This window comes from Sphaerisporangium sp. TRM90804, from assembly GCF_029846175.1.
Taxonomy (GTDB): Bacteria; Actinomycetota; Actinomycetes; order Streptosporangiales; family Streptosporangiaceae; genus Sphaerisporangium.
In genome coordinates this window covers 1-18,606 of the sequence record NZ_JARWAC010000022.1, presented here as the reverse complement: position 1 = coordinate 18,606, position 18,606 = coordinate 1, and the positions used below count along the sequence as shown (strand labels likewise).

17 protein-coding genes and 1 pseudogene are annotated in these 18,606 nt (G+C 71.4%); 7 read left to right on the top strand and 11 right to left on the bottom strand.

All coding sequences use genetic code 11. The features are described from left to right. Positions 1-152: 152 nt before the first annotated feature. Both PYR91_RS26545 and PYR91_RS26540 read right to left on the bottom strand, forming a co-directional pair. Positions 153-926, bottom strand: coding sequence for a DUF899 family protein (locus tag PYR91_RS26545; protein ID WP_279783955.1), 774 nt, complete (start codon positions 924-926; stop codon positions 153-155). Positions 927-1,109: 183 nt separating this feature from the next. Then, positions 1,110-1,301, bottom strand: a pseudogene (locus PYR91_RS26540) (TetR-like C-terminal domain-containing protein); the annotation flags it as partial. Between PYR91_RS26540 and PYR91_RS26535 the strand changes: the two are divergent. Together PYR91_RS26535 and PYR91_RS26530 are read left to right on the top strand one after the other, a co-directional pair. After that, positions 1,245-1,451 (top strand): DUF397 domain-containing protein, encoded by a 207-nt coding sequence (locus PYR91_RS26535; protein ID WP_279784082.1) that lies wholly within the window; start codon positions 1,245-1,247, stop codon positions 1,449-1,451. The pseudogene PYR91_RS26540 and the gene PYR91_RS26535 overlap by 57 nt on opposite strands. 164 nt (positions 1,452-1,615) lie before the next feature. Further along, positions 1,616-1,969 (top strand): hypothetical protein, encoded by a 354-nt coding sequence (locus PYR91_RS26530; protein ID WP_279784090.1) that lies wholly within the window; start codon positions 1,616-1,618, stop codon positions 1,967-1,969. A 153-nt stretch (positions 1,970-2,122) separates the two neighbouring features. Here PYR91_RS26530 and PYR91_RS26525 read toward each other — a convergent pair whose 3' ends face one another. Next, a complete protein-coding gene (locus tag PYR91_RS26525; RefSeq protein ID WP_279783953.1) occupies positions 2,123-2,647 on the bottom strand; it encodes a nitroreductase/quinone reductase family protein in 525 nt (174 codons plus the stop codon). After that, a complete protein-coding gene (locus PYR91_RS26520; protein WP_279783951.1) occupies positions 2,644-3,423 on the bottom strand; it encodes a glucose 1-dehydrogenase in 780 nt (259 codons plus the stop codon). Before PYR91_RS26520 ends, PYR91_RS26525 begins: the two co-directional genes overlap by 4 nt. A 144-nt stretch (positions 3,424-3,567) precedes the next feature. On the opposite strand from PYR91_RS26520, the gene PYR91_RS26515 reads away from it, so the two are divergent. Beyond that, positions 3,568-4,212, top strand: coding sequence for a TetR/AcrR family transcriptional regulator (locus PYR91_RS26515; protein WP_279783949.1), 645 nt, complete (start codon positions 3,568-3,570; stop codon positions 4,210-4,212). A 142-nt stretch (positions 4,213-4,354) separates the two neighbouring features. Here the strand turns inward: PYR91_RS26515 and PYR91_RS26510 are convergent, their stop codons facing one another. From PYR91_RS26510 to PYR91_RS26495, 4 genes are read right to left on the bottom strand one after another with little or no spacing between them, the layout of a single operon-like run. Then, positions 4,355-5,338, bottom strand: coding sequence for an ABC transporter ATP-binding protein (locus PYR91_RS26510; protein WP_279783947.1), 984 nt, complete (start codon positions 5,336-5,338; stop codon positions 4,355-4,357). Continuing rightward, entirely contained in the window at positions 5,328-7,391 is a 2,064-nt protein-coding gene (locus PYR91_RS26505; RefSeq protein ID WP_279783945.1) for a dipeptide/oligopeptide/nickel ABC transporter permease/ATP-binding protein, read from the bottom strand. The genes PYR91_RS26510 and PYR91_RS26505 overlap by 11 nt, the downstream gene beginning before the upstream one ends. After that, positions 7,384-8,319: an ABC transporter permease gene (locus tag PYR91_RS26500; RefSeq protein WP_279783943.1), complete on the bottom strand. Its 936-nt coding sequence runs from the start codon at positions 8,317-8,319 to the stop codon at positions 7,384-7,386. The genes PYR91_RS26505 and PYR91_RS26500 overlap by 8 nt, the downstream gene beginning before the upstream one ends. Continuing rightward, the gene (locus tag PYR91_RS26495) at positions 8,316-9,938 is read right to left on the bottom strand and encodes an ABC transporter substrate-binding protein (RefSeq protein WP_279783941.1); all 1,623 of its coding nucleotides are present in this window, start codon (positions 9,936-9,938) and stop codon (positions 8,316-8,318) included. Before PYR91_RS26495 ends, PYR91_RS26500 begins: the two co-directional genes overlap by 4 nt. Before the next feature lie 128 nt (positions 9,939-10,066). On the opposite strand from PYR91_RS26495, the gene PYR91_RS26490 reads away from it, so the two are divergent. After that, complete coding sequence (locus tag PYR91_RS26490; protein WP_279783940.1) at positions 10,067-10,723, top strand: TetR/AcrR family transcriptional regulator; 657 nt, start codon at positions 10,067-10,069, stop codon at positions 10,721-10,723. Positions 10,724-10,755: 32 nt separating this feature from the next. Here PYR91_RS26490 and PYR91_RS26485 read toward each other — a convergent pair whose 3' ends face one another. Further along, positions 10,756-11,502, bottom strand: coding sequence for a MerR family transcriptional regulator (locus PYR91_RS26485; protein WP_279783938.1), 747 nt, complete (start codon positions 11,500-11,502; stop codon positions 10,756-10,758). Positions 11,503-11,759: 257 nt separating this feature from the next. Here PYR91_RS26485 and PYR91_RS26480 point away from each other — a divergent pair, with 257 nt between their 5' ends. Continuing rightward, positions 11,760-12,734 carry a lytic transglycosylase domain-containing protein gene (locus PYR91_RS26480; RefSeq protein WP_279783936.1) on the top strand — a complete coding sequence of 325 codons (975 nt, stop codon included), beginning with the start codon at positions 11,760-11,762 and terminating at the stop codon, positions 12,732-12,734. Between the two features lie 119 nt (positions 12,735-12,853). Here PYR91_RS26480 and PYR91_RS26475 read toward each other — a convergent pair whose 3' ends face one another. After that, the gene (locus PYR91_RS26475) at positions 12,854-13,429 is read right to left on the bottom strand and encodes a snapalysin family zinc-dependent metalloprotease (RefSeq protein WP_279783934.1); all 576 of its coding nucleotides are present in this window, start codon (positions 13,427-13,429) and stop codon (positions 12,854-12,856) included. Between the two features lie 479 nt (positions 13,430-13,908). Between PYR91_RS26475 and PYR91_RS26470 the strand changes: the two genes are divergently transcribed. Next, on the top strand, positions 13,909-15,606 hold the full coding sequence (locus PYR91_RS26470) for a thiamine pyrophosphate-binding protein (RefSeq protein WP_279783932.1): 1,698 nt from the start codon (positions 13,909-13,911) through the stop codon (positions 15,604-15,606). 212 nt (positions 15,607-15,818) lie between these two features. Here PYR91_RS26470 and PYR91_RS26465 read toward each other — a convergent pair whose 3' ends face one another. Further along, complete coding sequence (locus PYR91_RS26465; protein ID WP_279783930.1) at positions 15,819-16,982, bottom strand: SGNH/GDSL hydrolase family protein; 1,164 nt, start codon at positions 16,980-16,982, stop codon at positions 15,819-15,821. Positions 16,983-17,480: 498 nt separating this feature from the next. Between PYR91_RS26465 and PYR91_RS26460 the strand changes: the two genes are divergently transcribed. After that, a complete protein-coding gene (locus PYR91_RS26460; protein WP_279783928.1) occupies positions 17,481-18,161 on the top strand; it encodes a hypothetical protein in 681 nt (226 codons plus the stop codon). Positions 18,162-18,606 lie beyond the last annotated feature (445 nt).

The window sequence follows — 18,606 nt, the reverse complement described above, 5'->3', positions numbered from 1 at the left end:
GGCTTCCTCAGCCCCGCCCCGGAAAAGGCGCCTCCGGTACGCCTTCCCCAGGGCGCCCCTGCCTGCTGGACATCTGTTCGTCCCGCTGGCCAGGCGTTCGACGGAGGCCGTCACTCGGCCACCGAGTTCGACGTCTGACGACGCGCACGCGCTCAGTGGCGATGCGGTTGGTGGTGGTGATGGTCGTCGGGCGAGGTGCCGAGGTCGTCGTCGTGTCCGGCTTTGATGCGTGACCACTGGGCGGTGGGGCGACCGTCCAGGCGGAACTGGCCGCCTCGGGCATCCCAGTGCTGGGGCCAGCCTTCTGGCGAGTCCTCCCAGAACTCCTTCCGGCCGTAGGGGGTCAGGTCCAGCAGGCCGTACGACGGTGCCATCAACTCGTTGCCGCGGCCGGTGGTCCAGTAGGTCTCGTAGACCTTGTCGTCGTCCCGGAGGTAACTGACCAGGATGCCGAAGTGCCGGTCTGCGACCAGCCGGTCGACGGAATCCTGCGGTACGGAGTACCAGGGAATCGTCCAGCCCATGAAGTCGCGGTAGCGCGAGCTCTCCTCGTACGGCCCCTCACAGAAGGTCGCGTAACCGACGTCCCGCGAGTGCAGGTAGGACAGCTCGTTGATGTGGGTCGTGGAGAAGGTGCAGCCCTCGCACTGCTCCGCCGCAGGCTTACCGGTGTGCCACATCTGGAAGTAGGCGATCAACTGCGACCGGCCGTCGAAGATGTCGATCAGCGGCACGGGGCCGTCGGCTCCGATCAGCGCAGTCCGCGGATCGACCTCGACCATGGGTAGCCGGCGGCGTTCGGCCGCCAGTGCGTCCCCGGCCCTGGTGTGGGCCTTCTCCTTGACCCGGAGTTCGTCGATCTTCGCCTGCCAGGTCCGCCGATCGGCGATCCACGGAAGGGGGCGTTCGGCTGACGTCTCTGTCATGCGCCCTGTCTAGCCCAAGTGGAGAGGGCCGAACAACACCTTCGACTGATCACGGCCAGATACTGATCTTGGGAACTCCGCCTCTACCCGCGCGACGATGAGCCCAAGCCCGGCCACCAGGAGACCCTGAACCGTCAGATCATGACACGCCGACTCACCCGTGCCGGTGACCCCCGGACGCCACTAAGAGGTCAGGCCGCGGTCGACGAAGGCGATCAGCCACTCGAAGCTCTCGTCGACGTCGGTGTCCATCTGGAAGCCGCCGGCGGCTTCCAGGACCGCGAAGCCGTGGAACAGGCTGCGCAGGAGCCGTAACGCGTGCACGGTGTCGGCCGGGTCGAGCTTGTATCCGGACAGCACCGCCGACAGGGAGTCGAGGAGACCTGCGTCGAGGTGGCGTCGGGCCTTCCCGGCCTCGTCGGCGTCAGGGACAGCAAGATGCCGGGCGGCCCGGTGTTGGTATTCGCGACGAGTGAGTGGTCCGTGTTCGTGAGGGGAATCAAGGGCGGCGCCCTCGGTCTCTGAGATCGGCCGTCGGCCCCTTGGTAACGGCGCCTTCGGCACGACCCTTTTCGGGCACCCCTCGACTCAGCTCACCACCCCCCATCGCGCGAACACGGCTGGGTCCAGGGCAAGCGGTGAGTGGTATGAAGTTCGGGTCGACCCGCTTTCAGAATGGGACTGATTCCATGTACAGGAAGCTCCGATCAGCGGTTGCCGCCCTTCCGCTCAGCCTGCTGCTGGTTCTCACCGGTGGTGTGGCGTCGAACGCCCAGGCGGCCGGCTCACCCGTGCTCAGGAATTGGGACTGTGATCCGGGCGGCAGCCTCATATGGTGCGCGATCACCGTGGAAGGCGGCGTCACCCCTTACACCTACCAGTGGTACAAAGACGGTGACCTCAAGACGCAGTTCACCGGCCACGTTCTGCGAATCGGCTGCATTCCTGGCAACAGCGTGCGAATCGACGTCGTGGTCACCGACGCGACCGGCCAACAGGTATCAGCGTGGGCAGTCTGCACATGCCTGCGAGACTGGCAGTAGCGTCGCTTTCCGGCTTGAGTTCGCAGGCTCTCGATCAGTGCGGCCATCAGGTCCCGGCCACGGCGGCGGTCTTCGTGGCGGTAGGCGGCGATCATCCGCTGGTAGACGCCCCAGGTCGCACCTTCATCTGGCGAGGAGCCGCTCCAGCTGCGACTACACTCCGGTCTCTGGGAGTAGGTCATCTGTCGAGGGGGCCGCGATCACGGCCGATGGCGGAAAGCTGATGCGCATCAGTCGGCTGTCGGCCCACTCTTCGAGCCGAGTCGGCCGGATGGTGCCGGGGTCGTGGGGCTGATTGAGATCCGCGACGATCTCCGCCAGCACGGCCTGACGTTCAGCCGGGGCTGTGACCGGCGTGGCCCGTGCAGGCAGATCCGCACGGATCCCGTTCTTGAGGTGGAAGGTGAAGGCGGGATTGGCGAGAAGGTTCGCATGCCAGTCGGTGGCGGCCCCGCCGGCGCCGCTACACAGGTAGGTGGTGCCCGCAGCCCGGTAGAAGAAGATCTCGATGCGGCGTGGTCGGCCGGTGCGGCGCCCCAGCGTCGTGATGTCGATGATCCGTTCACTGGTGCCCGCGGCGGGGGTGATCTCGATGGCTCGCCGGATGTGATCGGGCAGGTGCGACAGAGACGCGTCCCGTCCGGAGTCGTTGCATCCGGTCGTGTCTGGACCGCTCATGCGGTCTCGGTCTGAAGGGCGGGCCCGAGGAGGAGTCCACCGTCGATGACGTACTCCGACCCCGTGATGAACGACGCGTCTGACGACGTGAGGAACAGCAGAAGCCGGGTGACGTCGGTCGGCTCTCCAAGTCGGGGGATGGCGAACGGCTCGGGTGAGTAGAAGTCGGCGATTGCCGCGGTGGCGCCGGCTGCCGGTTCTCGGATGAAGGAGGTCGCGATCACGCCGGGGTGGATGGTGTTCACCCGGATGTGGTCCCGGCCGAGCTCGAGCGCTGCCGTTCGGGTGAGACCGCGCACGGCCCACTTGCTGGCGACGTACGGCGCGTAGTGCGCCGTGCCGCCCAGGCCCATCGTCGAGGCGATGTTGACGATGGCTCCCTCTGTCGCGCGGCGCAGAGCGGGGGCTGCGACCTTGATGCCGAGGAAGGTCCCCGTGAGGTTGATGTCGAGGATGCGCGACCACGTGGCCTGGTCCGTCTTCTCGATAGGCGCCGGCGGGTTCTGGACGCCCGCGTTGTTGACGAGCACGTTCAGGGCGCCGAAGGCGCTCTCGGCGGCCAGCACAGCGGCGGACCACGAGCTCTCGTCGGTGACGTCGAGGCGGGTGAAGCGAGCGCGGGTCCCGAGCTCGGCGGCGAGAGCGGCGCCGCGTTCGGCGTCGATGTCGCCGATCACCACGTTCGCCCCCTCCGCATGAAAGGCACGTACGTGGCTCGAGCCTTGGCCACCGGTCCCACCGGTCACGAGCACGGTCTGGTTGTCGAAGCGGCGCATCAGATGTTCCTTCGGTACGTGGGTGACCGACCGAGATCATCCGGGATGAACGGCGGCCGATGGTGAGCCGAGTGACTCACCATTGCCCCGACACTAGGTGGGCGGCAATGGTGAGTCAAGCCACTCACCTCGTATACTCGGCTCATGAGCGGGGTCGTGACGACGTATCACCAGCGCATCGCCCAGGAGAAGCGCGCGCTGATCGTGACGGCCGCGACCGCGCTGTTCCTCGAGTTGGGCTACGACCGGACGTCGCTGGCGCGGATCGCAGAGCGCTCGGGCGTTTCGCGGGCCACCTTGTTCAAGCAGTTTCCGAGCAAGGCCGCCCTGTTCGACGCCATGGTCACCGAGTCCTGGTCAACCGCTGGCGAAGAGGATCCGCCGCCGGCAGGCAACGTCGTCGACGGGCTCAGCGTCATCGGTCGCCGCTACGCCGAGCTGTTGGGCCGCGCCCAGATGACCGACCTGTTCCGAATCGTCATCGCCGAGCTGCCGCGATTCCCCGAACTCGCCAATGCGCAGTTCTCGCACGGGAAGATGCCCTACTTCGAGTCCGTACGCGGCTACCTCCTAGCCGAGCACGAGGCGGGAACGGTGCGGGTCGAGGACGTGGACCTCGCGGCCACCCAGTTCCTGGGCATGATCTCCAACTACGTCTTCTGGCCGACGCTCCTAGTGCCGGGCTGGGAGGTGAGCGCCGAACGCGTCGCTCAGGTGGTCGACGAGGCCGTCCGCACCATCGTCGCCCGGTACGCCGCGACTGGACCGGAGCCGTCTCCCCACGACTGAGCCCCGCCGGCCGCGAATGAGCCCCACCGCCACCAAGGAGCTGCCGCCTAGGCAATCGAGGCCCGCGCGTCTGTGAAGAGCCGGTTCGCAGCCGTCGTCTATCCAGGTGCCGTCTCCCCGGGCGAAAGTCCGTTCGTGCCGGCTACTCCTCTCCCTGTTCCGGGAAATGGCAGGCCACCCAGTGGTCGTCGTCTATGGCGCGCATGGCGGGTTCCTCGGACTCGCAGCGGGGGGCCGCCTTGGGGCAGCGGGTGCGGAAGCGGCAGCCGGTGGGCGGGGTCACGGGGGACGGCGGTTCGCCGGTTATGAGGTGGTCGGACGGGGGGAGGTCCAGGCCGCTTCTCGGGATGGCGGACAGGAGGGCCCGGGTGTACGGGTGGGCGGGGTGGTCGACGAGAACGGTGCTCGGGGCCAGTTCGCAGACCTTGCCGAGGTACATCACCAGAATGCGGTCGCTGACGTTCTTCACCACGGCCAGGTCGTGGGCGATGAAGACCAGCGTGAGCCGGTAGCGGTGCTTGAGGTCCTCCAGCAGGCCGAGGATCTGCGCCTGCACCGACACGTCCAGTGCCGAGACCGGCTCGTCGCAGATCAGCACCTCGGGCTCGGGGACGAGGGCCCGGGCGATGGACACACGCTGGCACTGGCCGCCGGAGAACTCGTGGGGGCGGCGGACGGCCGCCGTCTTCGGGTCCAGGCCGACGGCCTCCAGCATCTCGTCCACCCTGGAGTCGCCGAGGCCCCAGACGCGCGTGCCCTCGGCGACGATGTCGCGGATCCTGCGCCGGGGGTTGAGGGACGAGATCGGGTCCTGGAACACCATCTGCAGCCGGCGGCGGGTGCGGCGCAGCTCCTCGCCGCGCAGGGCGGTCAGCTCGACGCCGTCCAGCCGCACCGAGCCGGCGCGGGGCGGCGGGAGCTGCATGAGGGCGCGCGCCGCGCTCGACTTGCCGCAGCCCGACTCGCCGACGATGCCCAGCGTCTCGCCCCTGGCCACGTCGAAGCTCACGCCCGACACCGCGCGCACCTCGCGCCCCCGGCCCGCGGGGAACGCGACCACCAGGTCGGCGACCCGCAGCACGACCTGCTCCGCGGGGCGCAGATGCGCCGTTCCGCTACCTGCCATGCGACTCGGCTCCCTCGGTGATCGCCGTCCCGGCGCCGCGCGGGTGCCAGCAGGCGTACAGGTGCTCCGGCGCCGTCGACGACGGCGGGACGGCGGCGGCGAGCGGTCGCGGCTCGGCTGGGGACGACGGGGTTACGGCGCTCGGTGGGCCGTCGGCGGCGGGCGGCGGCTGGTGGGCGGGTGGCGTCCCGTCGGCAGGCGGTCCGGCGGCAGGCGGTCCGGCGGCAGGCGGTCCGGCGGCAGGCGGCGGGTCGGAGGCGGGGATGAGGGGCGGGGTCTCGGTGGCGCAGCGGGGGTCGGCGTGGGGGCAGCGGGGGTGGAAGGCGCAGCCGCTGGGCAGGGCGGCCAGGTCGGGCGGGCGGCCGGTGATGACGCGGAGGCGGCGGTGCGGCGGGTCGGTGAGCTTGGGGACGGCCTGGAGCAGGGCCTCGGTGTACGGCATGCGCGTCCGTTCGAGAACCTCGGCGGTCGGGCCGCGCTCCACCACCCGGCCCGCGTACATGACGACGACCTCGTCGGCCCACTCCGCCACCACCGACAGGTCGTGGCTGACCAGCAGGACGGCCATGTCGCGCTCGCCGCGCAGCCGGTGCACCAGGCGCAGCACCTGGTCCTGGATCGTCACGTCGAGCGCGGTCGTCGGCTCGTCGGCGAACAGCACGTCGGGCCCGCACGACAGCGCCATCGCGATGGTCACCCGCTGGCGCATGCCGCCGGACAGCTCGTGCGGGTAGCGGCGCAGCGTGCGCGCGGGGTCGGGGATGCCGACCGACGCCAGCAGCCGCGCCGCCTCCGCGCGGGCCTGGCGGCGGCTCATGCCGCGGTGGACCCGCAGCGGCTCGGCCAGCTGGGTGCCGATGCGGCGCACCGGGTTGAGCGCGGTCATCGGGTCCTGGAAGACCGCCGCGAGGCGGGTGCCGAGCACGCGCCGCATCCGCTCGGGCGGGTACGCGGTGAGGTCCTCGCCTTCCAGGTACACCTTGCCGCCGCGCAGCACCTGGCCGGCGGGCAGCAGCCCCAGGATGGACCTGATCAGCATCGACTTGCCCGAGCCCGACTCCCCCACCACGGCCAGCGTGCGGCCCCGCTCCAGCGTGAGCGACACCCCGTCGACGGCCTTGACGGTGCCGTGCGGGGCCACGAAGTGGGTGCGCAGGTCGGCCACCTGCAACAGGACGTCCCCGGCGGCGTGCGGGGCCGTCGGCAGCGACGCGGGCGCGGCCCGCCGCACCGGCTCAAGCCCGCTCTCGCGCACCGCGGTGAGCGCCCGCAGCCGGTCGCCCACCAGGTTGAACGACAGCACGGTCAGGAACATGACCACCGAGGGCGCCAGCACCAGGTGCGGCGCGTTCTCCATGATGGCGCGCCCCTCGTTGATGAGCCCGCCCCACGTCGGGGTGGGGGCCTGCACCGACAGCCCGAGGAAGGCCAGGCCGCCCTCGGCGACGACGGCGACCGCCATCCCGATGAACGCGTACGACGCGGCCGGCATGGTCACGTTCGGCACGATCTCGCGCCACAGGATCCGCCGGTCGCGGGCGCCCAGCGCGCGCGCCGCGAGCACGAACTCGCGCTGCGCCACCGACAGGGTCGCCCCGCGGATGAGGCGGGTCCACGCGGGCGCGCCCAGCACGCCGAGCACGATGAGCACGTTGCGCAGGCTCGCCCCGGCGAACGCGACGACGGCGAGCGCGAACACCAGCGCGGGGAAGGCGAGCGCGATGTCGGTGCCCGCCATGATGACCGCGTCCGCCGCGCGCCTGCGGTATCCGGCCAGGACGCCCAGCGGCGCCCCGACGAGCAGGCCGAGCAGGACCGCGCCGACGCCGACGCCGAGCGAGACGCGCGAGCCGTGCACCACCCGGCTGAGCACGTCGCGGCCGAGCCCGTCGGTGCCTAGCGGGTGCGCGGCGCTCGGCCCGGCCTGCGGCGGGCCGGCCAGCGTCTCGTCGTACCGGGGCATCGGCAGCACGTCGGCCAGCAGCCCGGCGGCCAGGACGACGGCGATCCACGCCGACCCGATCCAGAACGCGGGGCCGAGGCGCCTAAGCACGCCGGATCCGCGGGTCCACGGCGGCGTACACCAGGTCCACCGCGAAGTTGACGAGGACGTACCCGACGGAGATCAGCACGACGCATCCCTGCACGGTGAGGTAGTCGCGGGAGAAGATGGAGTCCACGATGAGCCGCCCGACGCCGGGCAGCCCGAACAGCGTCTCGACGATCACGGTGCCGCCGATGAGCGCCCCCAGGTTGAGGCCCACCGCGGTGACCAGCGAGATCGCCGACGGCCGCAGCGCGTGCCGCCACAGGATCCGCCGGGGCGACAGGCCGCGGGCGCGGGCCAGGGTGATGTAGTCCTCCTGCAGGGTGGCGATGAGGTCGGTGCGCAGCAGCCGCGCGTAGACGGCCATCTGCGCGCAGCCGAGGGTGACGGCCGGCAGCAGCACCGAGGTGAGGTTCCAGCCGACGTCGACCGACAGCGGCGTCCACCCGGTGGCCGGCAGCACGCGCCAGGTGACGGCGAACAGCAGGATCAGCAGCACCCCCACCACGAACACCGGGGTGGACAGCAGGGCGAAGCCGAGCGCGGTGAGCGCCTGGTCCAGGGCTCGCCCGGCGCGGCGGGCCGCGGCGACGCCGGCCGGGACGGCGAGGCCGAGCGCCAGGACCTCGGCCGCCACCAGCAGCTCCAGCGTGACCGGCAGCCGCTCGACGAGCTCCTCGGCGACCGGCACCCGGGTGATGGGCGAGGTGCCGAAGTCGCCGGAGAGCAGGCCGCCGAGCCAGGCGCCGTACCGGACGAGCAGCGGCTGGTCCAGGCCGAGCTGCCGGCGCAGCTCGGCGCGGGCCTCCTCGGTGGCCGACAGGCCGAGCATCTGGGTGGTGGGGTCGCCCGGGAGCAGGTTGAGCAGGACGTAGGACAGGAACGTCACCACGAGCAGCACCACCGCGAGCCGGGCCAGCCGGTACGCGATCACTTCGCGCTGACCCAGACCTGGGTGAAGGGGTGGTAGGGCACGGGCGCGCCGGTCAGCGGCGTGCGCCTGTCGCCGTCGGGCAGGGTCTGGTCGACGATGCCGCGCACCCGGGTGGTCGCGATGACCGAGCCGACGTCGAGGTGGTCGACGAACACGAACGGCACCAGCTCGCGCAGCCGCCGCTGCACGGTGGCGTAGTCCTTCTTGCGCACCTCGGGCTGCGGGTTGCTGCGCCCGCTGTCCAGGGCGTCGCTGAGCTGGACGTCCCGCAGGCGGCTGAAGTTGAGCGCGACGGAGCCGACCGGCTGGGCGTAGTTCTTGTGCAGCCAGACGTACTCGCCGTCGGGGTCGGGGGAGGAGAACTGCGTCCACACGGTGGCCTGGAAGTCCCCAACGACCGCGCGGTTGATCAGGTCGGCCTGGTCGGCCTGCCGGATGGTGACGTCGACGCCGGCCTTGCGCCACATGTCCTGGGCCAGCTCGACGCCCGCCATCGTGCTCGGGTCGGGCGGCGACAGCACCTCGAAGGCGATCGGCCCCTTCTCCGCCTCGACCTCCTTGACCAGGCTGGTCGCCCTGGCCAGGTCGTAGCCGGGATAGTCGCCGCCGGCGTCGTACCAGGGCGAGTCCTTCGACCAGGGGCCGTCGGCCTCCTCGGTGAGGCCGGAGCGCACGGTGGCGATGACGGCCGCGCGGTCGGTGGCGTGCGCGAGCGCCCGCCGGACGCGGACGTCGTCCAGCGGGGCGGCGGCGGTGTTCAGCATGAACATGTACTCGGCCACGGCCATGCCCTTCGGCCGGTGCACGGTGTAGGAGTCCTTGAGGGCGCCGAACTTGACGACGTCCTCGTCGCGGGTGGTGCCCATGGCGTCCAGGCCGCCGGCCTCCAGGGTCTGCGCGCGGGTCTGGCCGTCGGGCAGGATGCGGAACTCGATCTCGTCCAGGTAGGGCAGGCCCTTGCGCCAGTAGGTGGGGTTGCGCGTCACCACCATGCGGCTGTCGGGCACGTACTGCTTGAGGGTGAACGGGCCGGTTCCGATGGGGGCGCGGCCGGCGGCGTCGGGGTCGGCGAGCGAGGCCGGCGCGAGCACCATGCCGATCTGCGCGGCGAGGTGGTAGGGGAAGGCGACCCAGGGCTGGCGCAGTTTCACCTTGACCGACATCGGGTCGGCCAGCTCGGCAGACAGGACGGGGCCGAACACCGAGCTGGTGAGCGGGGAGGCCTGCTGCGCCTTGAAGTTGGCGAGCACCACCTCGCCGGTCAGCGGCGTGCCGTCGGAGAAGGTGATGCCCTGGCGCAGCTTGATGGTCCACTCGTCGGCGGCGGAGTTCGGCGTCACCGACTGGGCCAGGTTGGGCTTCCAGGCGCCGGACGCGTCCACGCTGACCAGCGTCTCCACCATGGTGCCGACCATGCTGTAGGTCTGTGAGGAGAACTGGTCGGTGACGGGGTTGAAGCCGGCGGCGTCGGCGCTGAGCCCGTAGACCAGGCGGCCTCCGGCGGTGGGCGAGGCCGTGCCGGACGACGGGGCCTGCGGCCCGGCGACCGGCCGGGGCCCGCTGCAGGCGGTCAGCGCGACCAGGGCCAGCGATGCGAGCAAGGTAGTGCGGCGTCTCATCCGTACCTCTCTCCCGTCCCCCGAGAGCGATTCACCGATACTACTATCGGTGAAAGAACTCACAAGGGCCTACGGGGGAGAGTGGGCGGGGTCCCGCCGTACCATCGCGGGTGAACGAGGAGCGAGACGTGAGCAGCACACCGCTGACCAGGAGCGAGGCCAAAGACCGGACGCGGCGCCGGCTGATCCGGGCGGCGCTGGCGATCCTGGACGACGAGGGCGAGGCGGGCCTCACGACGGTGAAGATCGCCCGGGTGGCGGGCATCGCGCAGTCGAGCTTCTACGTCCACTTCAAGGACAAGCAGGATCTGCTCCGGGCGGTCAGCGAGCACTACGGCGAGCAGCTCCGCGCGTCCATGCGCGAGGCGCGCCGCCGGGCGCGGGAGGCGCCCAGCGACCGCGAACGGCACCGCGACACCTTCCGCATCCCGCTGGAGGCGATCATCCGCCACCCGGAGCTGCTCCGCATCCGCATGCGCGCCCTGCACGACCCTTCGTCCCCGCTCAAGGAGTTCGCCGCCAGGACGGCCATCGCCTACCGCGACCACCTCGCCGCCGACCTGGCCGCCCTCGGCTACACCGCGGACGACGAGCCCTCCCGCCGCCGCCTGGAGATGGTCGCCGAAGGCCTCAACACCCTCACCAACACCTTCGCCGTCGGCCACATCGAGGGCCGCCTCACCGACGTCGAGGAGACCCTCGACGTCCTCGTCGCCTTCTCCAGCGGCGCCCTGCGCCTGCTGAAGGGCCGCGATGGCCACCCCCGCGAACGGCGCACCGACTGACGCACGGCGGTGGCCCGGCGGCCGACCGGCCGTCAGTCCGCGGGGCCGTAGCCGACCGCGAAGGCGCGCCGGATGTAGTCCCACACCTGGGTGTCGACGACTCCGCGGGTGGCCGCCTCGGGGCCCTTGCCGTCCAGCTTGGCGTACATCGCCGACAGGACGCTCCTGTCGCCGCCGGTCAGGCGGTGCGTGAACGCGCTCCACCGCGCGGCCGTGGCCTGCGCGGCCGGGGCGGCCGGGTCGACGCCGTTGGCGATGTGCCCCCTGACCTCCTCGGCGATGTCCGCCCACTCCCGCTGCCAGCCGGCCAGGCCCTCGTCGCCGAGCGTCCGGTGACGGGCCTTCAACCGGGTGAGCTGTCCGGGGGTGAAGTAGCCGCTTTCCATCATCGCCTCCATGTCGTCGAGCAACCGGTCGATCGAGGGGTCGCGCGTCGCCGCCATCGCGTCCAGCAGCGCCACCAGGCGGCGGCGCGACCGCCGGTGGACGGCGAGCCGCCGGTCCACCCGCGCGAGGTTCTCCCGCACCACCGGCTCCAGGCCGGCGGCCGGGCCGTCGAGGACCCGGGCCACCGCGCCGAGCGGCAGCCCGAGGTCGCGCAGGGCGAGCACCCGGTACAACCGTCTGACGTCCCCGGCCGTGTACACGCGGTGCCCGGCCGTGGACCGCTCGGACGGGCACAGCACCCCTATCTGGTCGAAGTAGTGCAGCGCGCGGACCGTCAGGCCGGTCGCCCGCGCCAGCTCACCGACCTTCCACCGCCGCCCGGCCCCGCTCATGCGACCACCCTCACGACGTTAGAACCTCACGCCGCGTCAGGCGCAAGCCCGCGCGGCGTGTTCGACGGCCGCGCGCGACGGCGGTTGTAGATTCCTTCGATATGAAGGCAGCCACCGACGCGACCGCGAACCGCGAACGACGACCGGCGAAGCCCTCCCCTCGCCCGGCCCCGACCGGCACCACTACCCCGGGCAGAGGATTCGCGACACCCGCCACGCCACCGGGCACGCCGGCCACCGCACCCGCCGGGGGATTCGTGACCCGCTTCGCGCCACCAGGGGCCGCGGTCCGGGGCGCCGGGGCGCGGGTCGTCTCGCTGGGCGCGGCCCTCGCCGTCGCCGCGGCAGCGGTGTGCGGCTGCGCGAACCCGGCGGCCGAGCGCGAGCCGGCCGCGCCGGCCGCGGCCCCGCCGTCCTCGGCGGCGACCGAGACCCGTCCCGCCGCCTCGTCCGCGCCGGAACCCGACGCCCTGCCCGATCCCGACGCGCGCATCCCGCAGACCGCCCCCAAGCTGGCGGAGGCCCTGCACACGACGACGCGGGCGCTGCACGACGCCGTCGACGCCTGGACCAAGGACGGCGACCCGGCGAAAGGCGCCCCGCCGGAGCCCGTCGTGCTCCTGGCGCTGCACCAGCAGCGCATCTACCGGTACGCCGCCCGCCACCCCAAGGTGGCCGCGCGCGCGTTCGCCGCGCTGCCCGCGAAGCTCGCCAAGGAGGCGAGGGACAACACCGCCGCCATCCAGGAGCTGCTGGCCCTGGCCCGCCCCATCAAGGGCTCGGCGACCTTCAAGGTGCAGGACCCGCCGCCCGCGGGCGCCCTGCTGGAGCTGTTCCGCAAGGCCGAGCGCCGGTTCGGCGTCGAGTGGGAGATCCTGGCGGCGGTGATGTTCGCCGAGACCAAGTTCGCCCGGGTGAAGTCGGCAAGCCACGCCGGCGCCCAGGGGCCGATGCAGTTCATGCCCGCGACGTGGAAGGCGTACGGCCTGGGCGGCGACATCCAGGACCCCAGGGACGCCGTCATGGCCGCCGCCAACTACCTGCGCGCCTCCGGCGCCCCCCGCGACTACCAGCGGGCCCTGCACGCCTACAACCCGTCCCAGGCGTACGTGAACGCCATCCTCCTGCACGCCCGCCAGATCAAACGCGATCCGCGCAACTACTACGCGTACTACAACTGGCAGGTCTTCGTCCTCACCACGACCGGCGAACGCCGCCTCACCGGCCCCTGAGCCGTGCGTCGAGGCGGGCGTCGGGGCGGGCGTCCGGCGTCCGGCCTTCCCGGTCGTGACGGGAGACGGGCCCGGGAGTGAGGGCCGTCGGCCCGGCCCTCACTCGGTCGGCGGGGTCGTTACCGGGCGGGGGCCGGGGCGGGGCGGTCGACGTAGAGCTTGTCGAACTGGACGAGCGGGGTGGAGCCGGCGAAGTTGGCGTTGACCTCACTGCGCTCGGCCGAGCTGGGGTTGGCGTTGGTGCAGCTCACCGGGGCGCTGGAGCCCGACATCAGATCGGTGCAGCGGCCGGTGCGCCGGTCGGGCAGGCCGAGGATGTGGCCGATCTCGTGGGTGGCGATGCGCAGCGGGTAGTACCCCTGGGCGGTCGCCTCCCGGCCCATCCAGATGGTGCCCCGGCCCAGGCTGGTGACCCTCGCGCGGGGCCAGCCGTTGTCGGCCAGGACGACGAAGTCGGCGGGCGTGCCCGCCACGAGCCGGACGTTGGTGACGCTGGCGTTCCAGACCTGCGCGGCCTGGTCCACCACGCTGCGGAACTCGGCGGCCCGGCTGGCGTCGTACCGGAGCACACGCGCCGCGCTCGCCGAGGCGGCGCCGGTGTGCGCGGTCGCCGCAGGGGCGGGCGACACGGTGACCAGGAAGGCCAGCCCCATGACCAGGGCTGAGACGGTGCGAAGGATCCTTCGCAGGTGCATCGGGGGTCTCCTCGGGGTGGGGGGTGACCACCGGCGAGGCGCACCAAGGGGATCACCGGCGAGGTGACGCCGATGACCCATGGAGTCCTCGGGGTGGGGCTCCCGCCAAGGTAACCTCGGCGGGCCCCGCCGGGGATACGCCAGTTCTCCCCTACCACCGTGTTATGGACGGCCGCCCGGCCCTGGGCCGCGCCGCGTCGTGGACGGCTACCGGCCCGGGGTCGCGCCGCGTCATGGACGACTGCCCGGCCCGAGGCTGCGCCTCACTCGCTGCCCGGCCCCCGGCCGCGATCCCCGCAGGAAGCCTGACATTTCACGAAAGGCGGTGAATTCGGAGCGAGCTTCCGCCGGGTTCCGGGAAATTCCCCGCCATGTTCGGTTGAGGTCGGATGGGGATTTCATCCGCCGTCGCGACGGTGCTGTAGTTTCGCGCGGGTGTGATGCCCGCGCAACGCCGTCGAGGACAAGGACGGGTAACCATGGGTGACTTCACCGTGGGAAGTTATCTCGCCACCCGGTTCGAGCAGATAGGGCTGAAGCACTATTTCGTGGTCCCGGGAGACTACAACCTCATCCTGCTCGACGAGCTCCTGGCGCATGAGGACATCGAGCAGGTCGGCTGCTGCAACGAGCTCAACGCGGCCTACGCCGCGGAGGGATACGCGCGGGTCAACGGATGCGGAGCGGTGGTCACCACGTTCAACGTGGGGGCGTTCTCCGCGCTCAACGGCGTGGCCGGGGCCTATGCCGAAAGGCTGCCGGTGATCCTCGTCTCATCCGGGCCCAACACCAACGACGCCGCAGCCGGCCACCTCCTCCATCACACGATCGGCACCCACGACTTCTCGTACCAGTACGAGATGTTCCGGCATGTCACCTGCGCGGCCGTCAGGGTGCTTCACGCCGACGACGCGCCGTCCATGATCGACCACGCGATCGGCACCGCGCTGCGCGAGCGCAAGCCCGCCTACATCGAGATCGCGTGCAACCTCTCCGACGCCCCATGTCCGGCGCCCGGGCCGTTCGAGGCCCCCCGGTGGTCCGGCGGCTCCCGCGCTCTGGACGCGGCAGTCGAGCGGGCGGCCGCCCTGATCGGGCGGGCCAAGCGGCCGCTTCTGCTGGCCGGCGTCCACCTGCGCTCCTTCGGCGCGGTCGGCGCCTTCCGCGAACTCGCCGAAGCCCTGGGCTGCGCGGTGGCGGTCATGCCGGACGCCAAGAGCCTGTTCCCCGAGGACCATCCGCAGTACATCGGCATCTACTGGGGCGGGGTGAGCACCCCGGGCTGCGAGCCCATCGTCGACTGGGCCGACCTGATCGTCGCCGCCGGGCCGATGTTCACCGACTACACGACCGTCGGCTGGACGGCCCTGCCGCCACGGGAGCGCCTGATCGACGCCCAGCCCGGCCGGGTCCGGTTCCCTGACGCCGAATGCACCGGTGTCGCGCTGGCCGACTTCCTCTCGACCGTGGGCGGGAAGGTGAGCCCGAACGCCGCCACCCTGGAGCAGTACCGGCGCGAGACGGGAGGGCCGGACGGCGAGGCCGCGCCCACGCCCTCCGCCGGCCCCGATTCCGCGCTGACCCGGGCCGAGCTGTGGCGGCAGGTCGAGCGGGAGCTCGACGCGAAGACGACCTTGCTCGTGGAGACCGGCGACTCCTGGTTCAACGGGATGTACACCCGCCTGCCCGGGGGCGCGCGATTCGAGATCGAGATGCAGTGGGGATCGATCGGCTGGGCCGTCCCGGCGAGCTTCGGCTACGCGATGGGCCTGGAACCTCGCAGGCGGCTCATCTCCGTCATCGGCGACGGCTCGTTCCAGCTGACCGCCCAGGAGGTGGCGAACATCATCCGGCACGGCCGGGAGATGCTCATCCTCCTCGTCAACAACCGCGGGTACGTCGTCGAGTCGGAGATCCACGACGGCCCGTACAACTACATCAAGAACTGGGACTACGCGGGCCTCGTCGCCGCCTGGAACGCCGAGGACGGCCACGGCCTCGGCCTCGTTGCGGCGACGGCGGGAGAGCTGGCCTCGGCCGTCGAGAGGGCCCGCGGCCACCGTGGCGGCCCCGTGCTCGTCGAGTGCCGCATCGAGCACGACGACTGCAGTCGCCAACTGCTCGAGTGGGGATCCAAGGTGGCCGAGGCCAACGCGCGCCCACCCCACCAGGGGTAGCGCCCGAGGAGCCGGCCCGGCCGTCCGCCGACCGGCGAGGCCGGACGGCGACACCGGCAGCGACGTGCTGCCGGTCATCGAGGCGGCGCCACCGGCTATGGACCCGGGGGATCACCGGCGCGGCGACGCCGGTGATCGTCCTCGGGGCGGCGCGGCTCGGCGCCGGCCATCGCCCGCCGCCCCGCCGCAGGACGTCCCCGGATAGCGGGTCGTCAGGTCAGCAGCTCGCGGATCTTGGCGATGACGGCCGTCGCCGCCTGCTCGTGGCCCTTGGCGTTGGGGTGGACCAGCGCGCCGCGCGGCCACCGGGTGATGACGGGGACGTAGACGTGCTGGTCGATGAGGCCCTCGACCCACGCCTCGTCCTGCCCGACCCCGGTCTGCCCGCACACGTGGTGGCCGGGGGCGCCCAGCCCGTACAGGTCGACGAAGTGCGCCCCCTCGTCGGCGGCGGCCTGGGCGATGACGGAGTTCAGCGGCTTGAGCACCGAGTCGCGCAACCATCTGAGGTCGTCGTGGGTGACGCTGGCGAAGTGGTGCAGCGAGATCAGGTTCTCCTCAGGCCTCCCCCACATGCACCGGCTGATCTGGTCGTCCTCGGGGATGATGAACGGGTACCCGATCGCCAGAATCTTCGCCTCGGGGTGGGCCTTGGCCTTGATCTGGTCCAGCATCACCCGGTACTCGGCTGCCACCCGCTCCAGGCGCCGCGTGATGGTCTCCACGTCGGCGGAGGCTTCGGTGAAGTGGGCGCTGCAGGGAGCGCCCTCGTCGCCGGTGGCGGCGCCGAGCTCCATGCACTTGGCGATGATGGGCGCGAACCCGAGGCTGTTGCCCCCGATGCCGACGGTCACCAGCCGCGTGTCGCCGGTCACCGCGTCGAGCTGAACCCGCTCGACCTTGGGGAAGGCGAGCGAGGTCGCGTCGGCGTCCGGGTCGGTCGGGAAGAACAGGTGGTCCGGCTTGGACAGCCCGGGGATGTTCTGCCCGTAGGGCGTCTGCCGCTCGGCCTGGATGTGCTTGATCTGCGCACCACCGCAGCTCACGTTCGCCGTGAGCTTGACCAGCCCCTCCCCCTTCTCCCCGAGGGCGGCGTCGACCCGGTAGGGGTACGACAGGTCGGTCTGGTCACACCCACTCCGCGTCTCGGCCCCCACCGCCCCGTCGCGGAAATGCGGCGGATCGTTCAAGCGCCCCCCGGGCTTGCTGCTGGCCGCCGGAATGGCCCCCGCCGTATAGGAGTCCCCCAGAACCACCCACTGGAGCGGCTCCCCACGACGAGCATCGGCGACCGCCGTCGACACCGAGGCCACCAGCCCCAGCGCCGCGAAGGCACCGAGCACCGGCACCCATCTCCTGATCCTGCGTGGTCTCATGCGTTCTCCAAGTGCTGTCGGGGGTCACGCGCCCGCCCCTAAGCGAGCGCGCGACCGGAGGAGCGTAAAGCTCACTGTGGTCGAGCGATCGCAGAACGTAGCACCGCCTCACGTGAGACACGCGCGAGACCACCAGCGCTTTCCCACGTGTTGCCGACGCCCTCGTGTAGCCGTCCGGCCGGTGTCCCGGAAACAGCGCAGATGACGCGGATTAGGTGATGAGCGGGATTTATCGGGCTTGGACCGCGAAATGACGGCCGAAGAAATGGCGCGCGGCGTCAACCGGGCACGCTCACCGCTCGTCTCGTTCTTGCCCCTGTCTGTCGTATCTGGAGTTCGGTTGTGCGCCTCGCTGTGATCGTTCCACTCGCTGCCCTCATCGGCGGTATGGCTGTTTTATGGCAACCGGCGCACGCGGCACCGGCTAATACCGTCATAGCCACCGATATCGTGGAATATCTGTGCACAACCGACGGAGTAGCCGAGAAGCAATCCGTCATGGTCGACGTCGAACTGACCATTCCCACGGACGCCGTCACCGACCAGCCGATGACCATCGGCTGGCGGGGCACCTACGCGCAGGGTGCCGGCCTCAGAGCACCCGCCGCCGGGCTGCCGACTGGCACGAAGCTGTACGCGTACGCGTCCATCAGCGGACTCCCCGCCCTCACCTCCGCCACGGGAGTCGGCGAGCTCCTCCCCGTCGAGGCGGGCGAGATCATCCCGCTACCACTGGACTCGGTCCCGATGAGGACGACCTCGCGCAACGCGGGCAGGGCCTCGGTGAAGGCCGCCGCCATGAACTTCGGGTCACGGCCGAACGAGCCGTTCATCGAATGCGACGTCCAGAACCCCGGCGCGCTCACGACCCACCCGCTCACCGTCACCGCGGCCGGCCAGACGCCCGACCCGACCCCCTCCACTCCCACCCCGACCCCCTCCAGTCCCACGCCGACGCCCAGAACCCCGGCCCCCACCGTCACGGCCACCGTGACCGCCTCCGAGACCTTCTCGACGGTGAGCGGCGGAGTGCTCAAGACCCCCTCCGGCGGCGCCGACACCGGCGGCGGCGGTACGACCGGCCCCGACGGCCGAGCCCTGGTGGCGGCGGGCTCCCTGCTCCTGTGCGCCGCGGCCACCGGCCTTCGGCTGCGCCGCCGCGGCCTCTCCAAGAGATGATCATTCCCGTCCGCCGCACCGCGTCCAGGCGGCACGCCAGGTAGCCCGGACGCGCCGCGGGCACCGTCGCCGGCGGGCGCGAGGGAGTGCGGCCGAGGGGGCGCGGGGAGGGCGATAACGTGCGGTCCCTCGGGTGAAAGTTTCGTGTCCCATATCAAGGGCCTGTATAGCAAGTAGCTTGATATGCAGGGGATTGACGTGGTCCCCGGGCGTGTGCCGTCACGGCCGTCCGGTGGTGCCTTGACCACGGTGTGAGCCCGCCTCTATACCGGCGTGCGGCGAGACCCCCCGCGAGCTCGGTGGCGACGTGGTCCCGTGTGCCAGGCAGAGAAGAAACCGACATCGTCGACCAAAGGAGAGCGGATGAAGCGAACGATCGCGGCGCTGGCCGGTGCCTGCGCCGTAGTGCTGTCCGCTGTCGCGGCCCTGGTGTTCACACACCCCG